Origin of the sequence: Treponema bryantii NK4A124, assembly GCF_000421345.1 — a bacterium.
Taxonomy (GTDB): Bacteria; Spirochaetota; Spirochaetia; order Treponematales; family Treponemataceae; genus Treponema_D; species Treponema_D bryantii_B.
Genome location: NZ_ATWV01000002.1, coordinates 218999 through 233344, shown reverse-complemented (window position 1 = coordinate 233344; position 14346 = coordinate 218999). Strand labels below are relative to the sequence as shown.

Annotated in this window: 6 protein-coding genes; all 6 read right to left on the bottom strand. The window is 39.9% G+C overall.

Annotated elements, in window-relative coordinates; translation table 11 throughout:
- Positions 1-140: 140 nt before the first annotated feature.
- The 6 genes from G626_RS0102575 to G626_RS17185 all read right to left on the bottom strand — a co-directional run bounded on the left by G626_RS0102575 (position 141) and on the right by G626_RS17185 (position 14346).
- Positions 141-518, bottom strand: a complete 378-nt coding sequence (locus G626_RS0102575) for a type II toxin-antitoxin system HicB family antitoxin (protein ID WP_022931229.1) — start codon at positions 516-518, stop codon at positions 141-143.
- A 12-nt stretch (positions 519-530) separates the two neighbouring features.
- Entirely contained in the window at positions 531-707 is a 177-nt protein-coding gene (locus tag G626_RS17820) for a type II toxin-antitoxin system HicA family toxin (protein WP_022931228.1), read from the bottom strand.
- A 41-nt stretch (positions 708-748) separates the two neighbouring features.
- The gene (locus G626_RS0102565; protein ID WP_022931227.1) at positions 749-1153 is read right to left on the bottom strand and encodes a type II toxin-antitoxin system VapC family toxin; all 405 of its coding nucleotides are present in this window, start codon (positions 1151-1153) and stop codon (positions 749-751) included.
- Positions 1150-1422, bottom strand: coding sequence for a prevent-host-death protein (locus tag G626_RS15155; protein WP_022931226.1), 273 nt, complete (start codon positions 1420-1422; stop codon positions 1150-1152). The genes G626_RS0102565 and G626_RS15155 overlap by 4 nt, the downstream gene beginning before the upstream one ends.
- 391 nt (positions 1423-1813) lie before the next feature.
- Positions 1814-11893, bottom strand: coding sequence for an Ig-like domain-containing domain (locus G626_RS0102555; RefSeq protein ID WP_022931225.1), 10080 nt, complete (start codon positions 11891-11893; stop codon positions 1814-1816).
- Positions 11890-14346, bottom strand: a complete 2457-nt coding sequence (locus G626_RS17185; protein ID WP_022931224.1) for a hypothetical protein — start codon at positions 14344-14346, stop codon at positions 11890-11892. Before G626_RS17185 ends, G626_RS0102555 begins: the two co-directional genes overlap by 4 nt.

Genomic DNA, 14346 nt, shown 5'->3' with positions numbered 1-14346 from the left:
TTCAAAGCGGACACACGCATTCGCGTGTGCTGTTTAATGCAATCATATAAGGATTGGAAACTTGCTTCGCTCGTTTCCAACCTTATAAATTACGTTCAAACTGACTTACGCTTTCGCGCGCGCAGTTCAACGCATAGAAATTAATATAATCCTAGTTTTTGCATTAACGATTCCTGAAGAGTTTGACTAAAGTTTATGGATGCTTTCTCTGCAAGTCTATCTAACCAGGCTGGAAGAGTAACATTCTTTCTTACAGATTTTCCTATACCTTCAATATCACAAGTAACATAAGTCAGAAAGTCTTTTCCCTTAACATTAAGATCTGTAATTTTACTTGGTTTTGAAATCTTTTTACCATTTTCCAGAACTGAGATAAGAAAACCTTCTAAAGCATCATGGGCATTTTCTACTATTTCTCTTTCAGAATCACCTTGTGAAAAACATCCTTCAAGATCAGGAAATTCGCACCAGTATCCGCCATCTTCATAATGACAAATTGCAGGATAAGTAAACTTCATATAAAACTCCATTTATTTTATTCCAGCCTGTTTTAAAATTGCAGTTTCAAGACCTTTTTTCATGTCTCTTCCATGGACTGGAACAGATAAAGTCTGCTTACCTTTTACAAGGATATAATGGCTTCCATGTATTCTATCAAGAGACCATCCATTGTTTTGTAAAAGTTTTACAAGTTCTTTATCTTTCATATCCCATAATAATGCGCATTATACGTATTGTCAATAATAATTTAATCCCACAAAAGCTGCAGGCCGTTTTCTTCGTATTGTTTGAAGGAGGCATCGCAGCTTAAAACCACCAGGTTATTCCGGATGGCCGTATGAATTAACATGCGGTCAAAGGGATCCCGGTGGTTTTCTTTTGTTGCAAGGTCAGTAAAAGAAACATAATCATAAATATCAGGATTTATTGCTGTAAAATTTAGTTGCTTTATTACATTTGGAATATGATATACAGAAATATTTCCGAGTGAAAGTTTGTTAATTTGAACCTTAATTGCAATTTCCCAAACTGTTGTTGTACTTACATAAATATCAGTATCTTCGTTATTGATGATATCAAGAACTTTTGGAGAAAGCTTTTCAGGTTTTAATAAGTACCATAAGAATGTGTGAGTATCTAATAAATATTTCATATTATTATTGGTTTTACCTCATCCAATGAATTAACACCAAAAAATTCCTCAAGGGTAATTTTTCCATCACCTACTTCTGTAAGTTCTCCTTTTCCAACCCAAAGGCCAGGTATCCGGCGTTTCTTTTTTTCAATTGTACCAACCGGCGAAATAACCGCCAGAGGCTTCTTTAAACGCCCATAGAGAACTTCTACAGAGTTACCTTTTTTCACTTCATCAATCACAGTTGAAAACTGCGCTTTTAATTCACCTACTGTCATCTTTAACATAATTAAATTATACGTGACAACTTGACTTTTTGTCAAGTTGTCTATTATACTAAATCTGGCACCCGTGGCATGGGCGGATTGCCCCCAATTATGACCAGTTGAAAAACTGGATTTCTAATTTGGGAGGCGATGCTATTGAGTTTATATGAGATTCTTGATCTGGTACTACGTATCATCAAGTTTATCTATGACGTACTTAGCACCCTTCATCGCAGACGAAAGCGAAAGAAGAAGATAAGTAAAAAATAGCTCCACCCTGTCTAGCCACAGAGTGGAGCGAACCTAATAATTAGGTAAACACACTAGTGGGGCAAGACGCTTGTCGCGTGGTGCCTTTCTTTTAATATATAACAGAATTTCTCAAAAAGCAAGTCTGTTATTTTTTAGAAAACTACTTCTTACGGTTCCTCTGAAGGTACCAGACTGCGCTGAAGCTGCTGAGGATTGCAAGCATTATTACAATGCTTGCAGACTTAGAAGGAGTCTTCTTTTCAGCAGCGTCGGCAGCGTCGCCTGCATCCGCAGTAGTTGCCTCTGCTTCTGCAGTGGTTGAGCTAGCCTCTGCGGTGGTTGAGTAGCCCGTAGGGCGTATCGAAACCACCTGCTCCGCAGCATTTACCTTTTCTGTAACTCCGGTAATCTCACTTACCACAGACTCGCCAGCCACTGCCACTTCCGGTACGTTAGATGTAAGAGTCTGCTCAAGGATCTCCGTAGCCTCTACAGCCATAACCGGCTTCTCGGCAGCTGTGGTGGTTGAGCCTGTCGAAACCACTTTCGCACTCGTCTTCTTAGCCTGTTTCTTTGCCTTCTTAGCAGCTTTCTTAGCCTTCTTTGCCGGCTTTTCTATTACGCTGCTGTCAGCAGTAAAGTCTGAGTCAGTTGAGAAGCTGTCTGTTACAGTATTGATAAACTGAACAAGTCTAGACTTTGGAGCATCGGCTGTAACATCTTCGCCGCTAAACAATGAAGTTCCCGCTTTAACAAAGGTTGAAGTACCTCTTGAAGCAATATTAGGATTTGTTCCACCGGCAGGTGTTCCAAAAATCTGTTTTGAAACACCTGCTGCGTCTGCATTAGCACCATTAAACTTAATCAATGCACTGGAAGAATCTGTAACATTAGTATGAGGATAAATTTTCCAGACAAGTTCTCCAGTCTGGCTGCCTTCAGAAGATGGAAGAACTATGAAACCTTCACCATCGTAGGCTTCCTTGATTTTATCTGTTTGTTCTGTTGTATATCCACTTAAAGTGAAAAGAGCACCAGTTGATGAAGGAACTAATCCTGTACTATTACCATTTGGTTTTGGAGCAAGATATACCGATTTTATAATAGTTCCTACAGGCAGTTGAACAGTGACCGTGTAATCCTGTTGTGGTGCAGAAGAATTCCATCCTAAACCAGCTCCATTATTATATGTTACCGAAGCAATTGTTATATTATCAGCAGTTAACGTATTACTTGTAATCCACCACTGAATACCTACCTGACCAGAAGTATTATTTCCAAGATAATAAGGACCTGTTACATTTCCAACAGAATCTTTGAAGAAGAATGACAGTCGGGTATATGGAGTGTGAATATCCGGAAGGTCAAATACAAAATTTGTATCATCACCAGTCAGATTTTCCCATGTAGCACCATTAGCACCTACAACTGCTGTATAACCATCTGTATCTTTAGATTCGCCAGTAGTTACAGTCTGTACCAACTGATACTGAACAGCCCCCGGAATAGCAGTCTTCGCAAACATAATTTGTGTACCACTAGGGAAACAGCTTGCTCTCTGAAATCCAACTTTTGGTATCCATTTAGCATAAGGAATATCGCCAACAGAGCTTGTATAACCATTAATTTGTTGTACCTTACGATTATTAACTGTTGCTTCAGTACTTGTAACTACCGGTCCCGTAGAATCAGCAACAAACTTAAATGTCATTAATGCTGCAGACTGATTTCCAGCTTTATCTTCTGCATAAATGCTGTATGTTTTATTATTCAAGTCGTTTCCGAGAGAGATTTCATTAAAGCCAGTTCCACCCATATCCTGAGCATCACCTGAACCAATCTTATAATAAAGTTTTGCATAACCTGAATCAGCACCAGAAGTTTCGTATTCAGTTAATTCATCAGCAAGAGCATTAAATGCAATTGTTTTTACTACAGCCGGATTATAAGTAACTGTTGTAGTTGTTCCTTCGGTTGAAAGAATATAATCTGCAACCGGATTTGAATCTGAAACAGGAGTTGCAGCATTTCCATCCTCTTTCAAAACTGCATATGAAAGTGCACTTACACCCTCTTTGAATGCTGGAGCAGTAATATCCTGAACAAGCTTTACAGTTCCTGTAGCAGAAGATTCGTTACCTACATTATCTATTACCTTAAAGCTGTAAGTTGTCTGTGATGTCGGAGCGGCAAAGGTATAAGACAAAGGTGAAGTAGAAAGACCAGACTCAGCTGTTATTTCAGAATAAGTTGCACCACCAACACTTACCAGGTATTTTTTATTATCTGTTGAAGTTGAACCAAGATTAATTACAGCCTTTGCTTTATTGAGGTAATAAACCGCACTGCTGCCTTCGCCAATCAAAGTTGCATTAACTGCAGTTTCATCTCCTGCCTTTGTCTGAACTATATCAGAAGCTGCGAAAGAAATTTCAGGCGCTTCAACATCGTTAGTGAGCTTAAACTCTTTTACGGCAGTAGTGTTACCAGCCCAGTCTTCTGCCCAGATTTTGTAGCTTACTTCAGCAGAACCACTTGTGGCAATTCCCGGAGCCCATGTATTGGTTGAAGTTGAGAATGTCGGACTTGATGCTGTAAGCGAATCAATTGCATCATAATCACCAATCTTAAGCCAGTATCTTCTAATACCGGATGTATCTGAAGCACTTGCAATTGTAGAAACATCAAACTCAAACTTATTCATCTTATTACCATTATAAGTAATAGATTTGATTGCCGTACCGTCAACTGTAATGTTATAGAAATCACTGCCAATTGCTTCTGCACCACTGTCCTTCTTAAATGCCCAGGTTACAGTATTAGATGGTGCTGTTGTATCCTTCTGAATTGTGATAGCTGTAGTTGGAGCAGAATCGTTTCCTACACCGTCTATTGCCCTGAACCGGTAAGAAGTTGCAGTCTCTGGTGTTGCAAAAATGTATTTTACAGTATGAGACGATGTTGATGTGTCTACTTGAGGTGTAATATCTGTCCATGAAGAACCGCCATTTGTTGATACCTGATACTTAAATACATCAGTTGCAGTCTTCTTTAAGTTGATGATTGTGTAAGCTGAATTCAGATAGTAGGTAGAAGTTGTCTTTGCTACCCAGTCAGTTGCATCAGCCCCATTTGCGTCTGAAGCTTTCTGAACAAGTTCAGTTCCTGTTTTAAGAGCCAGGTCAGGAGCAGTACCATCGGCATTTGTTCTGAAGGTTATAAGTGTCTTTTCCTGACCAAGATTATCAATAACCTTTATTGTATATACATAAACTGTATCATCATCATGATTATTAAGTCCGGTAATTTCGTAATAAGTTGAATCCTTATCTGGCGATGCAATTAAAGTTGAACCTTCATAAACCCTGAAAGTATTTATTCCCGAACGTTCAATACCATCTGAAGAAACATTACCAGAGCTGTCGCGTTTATCTGTAACGTTAGAAAGATTGATATAAATACTTTCTATATAATATGGATTAGCACTTCCATTCTGAAGACTTGCAGCCTTACTGTATGAAATAACACGGGTATCTTCATCAACTGTACCAGCGTTATTATAAGGAATATTCATACCTGCTGTGGTTACGGCGTTTGTACCATTTTTAAGCTGATATGAAAGTCCACCATCAGCCTCAGGTGCCCACTGGTCACGCTGAAGTTTTTCGGGATCGGTTGCAGTTGAAATGTTACCGGCAGCATCAACAACACGGAACATATATTCTGTTTTGTTTTCCGGAGCCGGGAATGTAAGCTGTCCATTACTGCTATCCATATATGAAGAAGGGATATCTGTCCAGTTAGACCAGCTTGAACCGGTATTTGTCTTCCACTGGTAGTGGTCAGTAGCGCTGGTGTTAGTCAAAGTAAACTTAATAAATGCATCAGCTGCCTGGATGTACTTAGTTCCGGTTTCATCTCCGGTAAAGGTAGCTGCAGCACTACCAGAAGCCGAACCAGACTTTATTGGATTTGTATTCGCAAAAGCAATTCCTGGTGTAACACTATCATAAACCCAGTTGTTACTTCCTGCATGACCAGTAAAGCCTGGACCATACAATGGATAAACATCTGAGTCCTCTTCGTTACCACGGGCAAGCTGAATTCCCAATGCAGTTCCTACGGCATCTGAACCTAAGCTGATTGTATATGAAGGGCCAGATCCAGAAAGAGTAGCCCAGCTTCCATAGGTATCATCATTTGTTCCATTATTGGTTCCCAGAACTCCGTCTGAACCAGAGTAAACGAATCTGTATTTTGTAGGACCTTCTGTAGTTGTAAAGGTAACCTTAGCCCCGCTTCTTGTGTAGTTGATTGCAGAAGCCCCGGTACCGCTTACCTTAATAATATGTGCAGGTTCTGGAGCATCAGCTTTAAGATAATCTGCATTAATCTTACCGATTGCACCGTTATCTGTATAATCATAACCAGAAGCACTGCTACCATTTGTAATAGTTGGTTTTTTATTAGTCTTAAACTTAACCTTAACCGGAGTCTGGCAGATAAGACCTGCCTTATTTACAGGGTAGAAATACTTTGCACCTGAATGCAATTCATGCCAAGGAGTTCCCCAGTCAGATACACCCTTGGAATATTCATACTTCCAGTAATTATTTGTTGAATCCCAGGTTACATCAGATGAAACATCACTTGTTGAATAGAAGTCTGCAAATGAAGTAAATGGAGAGCTTCTTACAACCCAGCCAAGAATTCCTGTGTCACCTGTAGCGGTACCAGACTGAGAAGCTTTTAATTGGACTTTAATATTTGTAACGCCCCATTTAGCAGTTAATAAAAGCTCCTGTCCGTTGGTATCAGAATCTGTCTGAGTAGTTGTATTTCCTGTAAGATTATCATTTTCACTAGCGAAAGGTGTAGTATTAACTGCAACTGCAGCATTTGCAGCAAGAGTTGGAGCATAAGTCAGTTTTCGCCATTTATCATTTGAGTTATTGCTCAGTGTAAGATCCGAAGCGGGGTTGTTTACAGCATAGTCATAAATACTATTACGATTAATTATTAATGTATTATCAGAACGAAGACTTGCATAATTACTCAGATTAACCTGGTAATTTGAAATAGATTGTCTTTGACTTATATAATTCCAGCCAGGATAAGTTGTTTCATCCTTACCGGCATTCCAGACACCAGAACCCGAATCTTGAATATTGTATGTTACATAAGAGTTATTACTATAATAATTGTAAGTTTCGCTGCCAGCATATACCTGATTAATTTTATAATAATTAATATTACTTACTGTAGGACCTGTTGCATCATAAAGCCAGTATTGTACAGAAGAGCTTGAGGTTGAATTAGGATAAACTTCTACTAATTTACATGTAGTATTTGATGTATTGTCAATTCTGTAAATCTTATAGTTTCCTACTGTGTCCTGTACGATATAGAAGAGTTTTGTGCGTGTTGTTGGTCTAGGGAAAGTATTTTCCAGATAAAAACTTGTATTGCCTGTTTCACTGTTAGACTGTTTTCTGTAGTACCAGTCAGAAGCATTTGTACCTGTAACTGCTGTCTCAAAATCATTCTGACTTGGTGTGTTTGAGCTTGCAATAATTCGGCTCTTAAGAGAGTATTCACTTGAGTTACCTGCATCACCACCCGTAACATTAGTTGTAGGGTAACGACAGGTTTCGCTCCAGGCATAATCATCAACACCTCTGGAACCATTATTTAACGTAACTGTTCCTTTATAAAATGCTGTATCAGAATATGATTTTGCGTTTGATATGGTGAAAGTGGTTAAACCTTTATAGTCATCCACACCAACCTCTTTATCTACAATCCAGGCTACAGAATAGTTGTTTGTATAGGAACCTTCATCTGTATTAAAGCTAACTGGTCTTATAAGTCGCCAGGTAATGTTTCCACAAGCATCTTTAAGGAAAATAGACAATGGTGCGCAGCTTGCAGTTCTTGGAATTTCAATTTCAATATTTCCATAGGAATCTACGCGGCTCTTTATGTCGGTATCGGTATAATCTGAAGAAGAAGTCTGATATTTATGCCAAGACAGTTTTTTGGTTCCAGGAATATTATCCGGGCTAAATGGTTCAAATCTGTTATTTTGAAGATCGCCAGATGTAGAACTAAATTGTGCATACCAGTGTGAAACAGAATAATATTCCAGAGGGGCAGAACTTGTTGTAGCCTTAAGTCTGTTATACGCTGTATTGCCATCTGTTGGGACGGCAGTTTTACCGTCTACCTGCTTGTCTGAAGAAGATGTACCGCTAGCAAGCTTAATTTTAATTTTGTATGGATTTGCAGCCTGTTTTATGATGTAGTCACGGGTAATCATAGGACAGTTATCTGTGTTTGTTGACTCAAGATAATTAAAGTCTGAATACTGATGAAGTTTTGTTCCGGTGTTTGCAAATACACGGGCAGTAGAATCTGGCATTTCGATTGTCATGTAATTGTCAATTGCTTTACATTCTGCTTCAGAAGCAAAAGTTGTATCCTGAATAATATGGAAAGTTTTTACTGTAGACTTATTACCAGCCTTGTCTCTGGCAACTGCGGTGTATTCTCCAAAACCTTTATCATAAAAACCTGAATTATCACTTACTGTAAAAGTAGTTGAACCTTTTTTATACTCTATTGCATTGCTTGATTTTTTATTTGTATCTGAAAATGTACCTTTTATATTGAAACGATAAGTAGTACAAGCGCAGTAGAAATAAATATCATTTGTTTTAGAAGGGTCTACATTTGTAAGTCCAGCTGCTGCAGAAGTTGAATGAGGATATGTCTGATTCTCATAACCAGAATCAGCATATCCGTAAATACCAGCACCGCTCCATTCAGGAGGTATAGTATCCAGAACTATTGAGCTGGAAGAAATACTTGAGTTGTAAAGGCCGCCAAAGCCCTTTGGATAGAAGCTTACTCGGTTTGTTCCCTCTCCGGCTGTAAGCTTAAGATCTTTAATTGAAAGACTTACAGAAGAAGAAGCAGTAATAACTGCGCTGCCGCTATCTGTTGCAGATTTCTGGAAAGTTGCAGTTTTTCCGTCTGCAGACCTGCTATAGAATATCTGGTTTTCACCAATATAGAGTTTTGTATCTGCATCAAAAACGGCGTCGCCGGAAATTGTAAGGGAAGCAATTCCGGAAGATTTTGGATATAAAGTAACACTTGCATTTATATAAGCTTCGTTTGTATAGCCGGATTCAGCAGATGTTTTACCAGTTGCTGAAGTTTCTGTTGATTCTACTTCTGTAGAGTTACGGTCTGTAAGACTTGGTGAAGAAGCACTTGGTGTAACATAATCATATCTGAAGCATGAATATCCATCAGCATTCGGAGTTAATTGTAAATTGTTATCACTAACTATTGTCTTAAATAATCCAGAAACATTAGTTGCTGTATCGCGGATAATAACAGCAGCCTTAGACTCTGTTGAAGAAGAAGCAAGTTCGATATTTGTAATTCTTACTGTAACAGGAAGAGCATTGCCGGAATTATCCTTCTTTGCAAGATAAGCACCTGCATCTGCATGACTGTTGACTGTAAGAGTCTTGTTACCAGTATTTACAGTAGCAGAAATCTGTCTCTGAGAAGCTGTACCATAGTTTACATAAAGTGCTGAATCAGTTGTAAGCTTAACTGTTGAATCTGCGAAGTCGAATACCTTAGCTCCAGAACCTGTTTCTTCAAAAGTAATATCAATATAAGTTCTTGGAATAGAAGAGCTTGTGCTTGTATTATTTATCCAGTACTTAGTTTCTGTACCTACAGTACCAGTAGAAGAAATTTCTGCAGTTCCCGTAATTCCAGGAATATAAAGCTTTTTGATTTCAGGCTCAACTGAATCTATAGAAATAAGTGTATTCTTAATTATAGAAATGTTATCTGCCGCATCTTTTACCTTAACAGCTACAGTATAATTTTCACTTTCACCAATATCTGTATCTGTAAGAGTCAAGCCCTTTACAGTAATGTTTGGACTTCCTGTTACCGGAGAATTAAATGTAAGAGTCTTGCCAGATTTAGTATAAGAAATTGAAGTGCCGCTAAGTGTGATTGCAGACAGAGGATCAGAAGATACACTGTTGCCATCTCTTGTAATTGTAAACTCAAGTTCCTTAATACCAGAAGTTGCTTCTGTAATTGGAATAACAAGGGTCTGCTTTGTAAGAATATTTTCTTTTGCAATTCCGGCTGTTGAACCGCTTTCTGGTGTCCATTCAAGACTTCCTACAGAAGGAATAACACTATCATAGTAAACAGGATTTGCAGGAGAAATAGCAACAACATTTGAAATATTTCCAAGGTCATCCATGAGGGCGTAAGTAAATGGAATCTGTCCCTGAACTGCAGGTGCTGCAAAGTAATTAGGATTTGTATCTCCACCAAGAGCATTTGTAACAGATGTCCATGCAGAAGCAGAAACTGTATTCTTCCAGCTTGTATCTGAAGTAAGTTTTGCAACCCACTTAATGTTGTTATGCTTAGAGCGTAAACGTTCGTGACCAGAATCCACAATAGAAGAAGTATCACCGTTAATCTTAATCTTGCTTCTGTTATGACTGTTTCCTGCAGTGTTGTTAAAGTAACGAGCAGCTGTTGCCTGGCTTACATCCGGAATGACATAAGTTGAATTTGCAAGAGCATCCGGAGGAGTTGTATCCTTAACAACAAAGAGAGATGCATAACCGTTTCCGTACTCTGCTGAGTAAATACCGCCTTCTGTAAGACCACTATTCTGTACCATATCTACGCCGAATACGTCAATACGAATCAAACCGTCTGGCATTGATTTGAGGTCGTACTTAAAGAGGAAGCCGGTATTTGCTGAATAAACAGGGTTTTCTCCAGCTGGTGTAACTACATTGTTAATTGAATTAATAATAGTCTGATATGATCCTTCAATATCTGAAGTCTTGTTCTGAGGCAGATAGTTGAATGAAGAAACATCACTTACAACAGGAGAAGATGGTGCACTTCCATCTGCAGCATACATAAGAGTTGCCCGTGCACCAATCATAGCAACATCTGCTTCAGCAAGTTTATCGGCAACATCGTTTCCAGAACCAGAAGCAGCAATATCTTCTGCATAAACACGGATGTAAAGAGAATCTGTTACACGGTAACCAGTTTCGCTAGAAGACTGTAGAGGAGCAAAAGGATCATAGAATGCAGAATCAAGATTTGCTGTTGGAGCATCGTCGGCACCAATATCTGAACCACTGAGCTGCCAGTCTTTCATAGAAGTACCGGCAAGGTCATGTGTTGCAGCATCCTTATACATACCTTCAAAAGTCTTGAAAGATGAAGATGCTGTATTGAGAGTTGTCCATCCGTTAAGCTGGGTAATACGAGGCGCAAGAGTATCCATAAAGCTTCCGATTGAGAAGCTTACTTTATCGTCTTCTGACATTGTAAAGCCATAGGCATCTTTTACATCTTTCGAAATTGTTACGCTTACAATTGAGTTCGCTGTATAACCCTCGTTGATTTCAGAAGGTTTGAACTTAAGCGTAATCATTTTTTTATTCTTACTGAAGACAGGAGTTTCAAAACGGTTTGTAATATCATCACTTATAATTTCAATATCACCATCGGCACCAAAAGCCTGGGTTCCCTGTTCAATGGTAATTTTATCAAATTCTCCGGCTTCATTTTTAAATGAGTCCGGATCCATAGGCTTTGAGAAGTTGATACGAACAGACATGTTTCGTACAACGTTGCTCTGACCTTTTGCAGGAATTGTCAAAGAAACAGCCGGGCGCTGTGCTACGATAGGTACAAGGAAGATGTCGTTGCGGGCTACATTGATTGTTACTTTTGTATCAGGCTGACTGGCATCTTCGAAAACTACAGCAGGTGCTGTAATTTCGTTTGGAGCAATACGTTCGTTGTAATCTTCATCATCTATATAATATATGTCTTTGTTCTGGCTCTGATTATCACCGGTTGCGAGGAATTCTGTAGAGAAGGCAGCCCAGCGTACAAAACCAAATTCTGGTTCTGTGGTTGCAGAAATTTCATGTGGTATTTCTACCTTAAAAACGGCAGTACCGTCCGGGTCGGTTTTTCCCTGGCGGGTTAAGGCATAGCGAACATATACGCTAATCTGCTGCGCATTCGCCACCTTTACGTCGTTTTCGATGTCAGAATAAAAGTCGTCGTCCTGCATCCATGAATCGCAGGCTGTAAACAAAAAGCTTGTAATGAGTAAAACTGCTGATAAAATAATTAAAAATCCTTTTTTCATTTTGATTCCTCTTCTCTTCTCTTTTTACCTTTTATGATTATGCCGGCAGCAAGGGCTGCGGCGATTGTTACTGATGAAATTATGATGATAGTTTTGGTGCGGGATCCTGAACCAAGTTCAGGATGACGACTCTCGCCAGGATGACGGTCGTCTGTGGTGGTTTCGATACGGTCGCTGCGCGACCACTCAACCACCGCATTGTCATTGTCGCTGCCCGGTAACTCAACCACCGCAGCTTCACCCTCAACCACCGTGTTGTCTTTCTGGCTGGCTGCTGCTTCCAGTTCTTCTAAGAACTCGTCTGTTGTTTCAAACTTGTTATCATCTGCAGGGGCTGCGGCAGGAGTCTTTGGCTGAGTTACACGCTCGTAGTAATCTTCGAGGAAGGAAAGGTCGTCGGTAAAGTTTTCTTCGGTGGTTTCGATACGGTCGCTCTGCGACCACTCAACCACCTGGCTGTCTTCCTTGTCCTGCGACCAGTCAACCACTGCGTTTTCGTTCTGCTTTATCTGAACGTCTGTCTGCAAAGTTGCAGTTGCAATTGCATAGTCGAGCGGAATGATATTTTCGAGAAGCTCTTCTTCGTCGTCATCGCCGCCAAAGCCATCGCCATCTGCACCACCGGCTGCAAACTCTTCATCTTTTTTATCCTCTTCTTCGTGAGGCTGAGATGGCGCAAGAGCCGCAACTGCATTACCAATAGAAACTATGTCGTTTAAAGATTTTCTTGAAAGCGGATTTCCTTTTATTACAAGAAACTCATCTTCCTCTTCTTCCTCCAGGGCAACAAACTGAATATCCGGACGAAGAGGATCGTTTCTAAGTTCACCGTGCTTCCACTCTTCTGCTCCCTTATTAAATGCAACAATAATTGCATCGCGTTCCGGCAGATTAAAATATGCACTGGCACCAGGAACACTTATTGGCTGATAGATTTTCCATGAGTCACGCATTCTGTAAAGGGCAGCTGTACCCTGGGCATCTGCCGAGTTCCACTCGCGGGCTCCGTAACGGCAGGCTCTGTAAAAACCTTCATCAGAAAGAGTAATTTCGAGAGGAATCCAGACCTGATCTTCTATAACTACATATTCAGAAGAATTGCGGTAAATCATTTTTGCCTGATCCGGAGTAAGGCCCGAATCAAAGGCCATAAAGATATGCCCCGGCACAGTAATAAAAGCGGTTTCAATTCCAACTGCTTCAAAAAGCGAACATACAAGAATGGAAAGGTCGTCACAGTCGCCGCCACGATACATAAGGGTCTGGTAAGGGAACTGCAAAAAGTCTATGGAAGAAGTACCAACGTTATCTTCAAAAGCAGAAGAAGGGTCTACTACATAGTTCAAACCAAACTCGTTTAATGTCTGGAAGATTCCTATTGCGTACTGAATGTTTACCGGCATATCTGTAAGAAGGTTATCGCGCACAAAGCTTGCAACGTATTTACCAAACTGCATTGCGGCAGGGTCTTTAGAAGATACGAATACGGCAGCACGGCGGTCGTCATCCCAGGACATGTTGTTACGGCCGTAAACAGGAACGTCCAGCGCGTAGCTCTGCGAAAGTTTTTTACCAAGGCGGGAATAATTTACAATGATGTAACTCGAAGTATCAGTTTTTTCTGTAAGCTCAAGCATCTGCTCATTAAAGAAAGCAAGTAAGTCTACACTAACAGTTTCATCACGCTTAATGCTCTTAAAAGTTGCACACTCTTTTGCATGTGCCATGTACTGCGGCTGAAAGAAGCTTACTGTAACATCACTGATTGCAGTGTCTTCGTTATTTGTAATATTTACCGAACCAAAAGGATTGTTTTCATACCAGAAATACAAAACCGGGAAAACCGGTGCAAGCTCGTTAACCTCAACTCCAAGGTTTGTCTTGTTATTAAATATTTCTGTAATGTTAAAGGTAACTCCAGGACCAATGCCTGCATTAACCATCATCAAAGGAGAAGGCTTTGCCGCAAAATGTTTGCCAGAAGCATTTACATCTAAATAAATGGAAGGAGTAAGTTTATAAGAAAAAACAAGAGAACCGCCGGCAGAAATACCTGCTACAGATTTTTCTGTTCTTGCATTGTATGCGCCGACATTCACATTTAAATCAAAAGAAATACGGTCTGTAACATCAATATGATAACCAGTACCCAGGGATGCATCCAGAATTGTGATTGGAGCAATTCCCGGCAGCGACGCAGAAAGATATTCACCCTGAGCAAAAAGATTAAGAAACTTTATTGGACGGTAAGTTGCCTTTAAGCCCGCCCCCATTCCGTACTCTATGCTGTGAGCTTCGCCAAAAGGTTTTGTAAACTGAGGAAAAACGCTTACTAAAAATTCACCGCCGGCTGCAATTGGTGCAGAAGAAATGCAGAGTCCTGCACACAAGGCAAGTGTCTTTTTTGAGAAAGGATTCTTTTTTCTAAGCCTTCTGGCCATTTTTCCTGACAT

Bases quoted from the DNA above. Each gene is read 5' to 3' on its own strand.
- G626_RS17185 (WP_022931224.1), bottom strand. From the start codon at position 14,346: ATGTCAGGAAAAATGGCCAGAAGGCTTAGAAAAAAGAATCCTTTCTCA.
- G626_RS0102565 (WP_022931227.1), bottom strand. From the start codon at position 1,153: ATGAAATATTTATTAGATACTCACACATTCTTATGGTACTTATTAAAA.
- G626_RS0102555 (WP_022931225.1), bottom strand. From the start codon at position 11,893: ATGAAAAAAGGATTTTTAATTATTTTATCAGCAGTTTTACTCATTACA.
- G626_RS0102575 (WP_022931229.1), bottom strand. From the start codon at position 518: ATGAAGTTTACTTATCCTGCAATTTGTCATTATGAAGATGGCGGATAC.
- G626_RS15155 (WP_022931226.1), bottom strand. From the start codon at position 1,422: ATGTTAAAGATGACAGTAGGTGAATTAAAAGCGCAGTTTTCAACTGTG.
- G626_RS17820 (WP_022931228.1), bottom strand. From the start codon at position 707: ATGAAAGATAAAGAACTTGTAAAACTTTTACAAAACAATGGATGGTCT.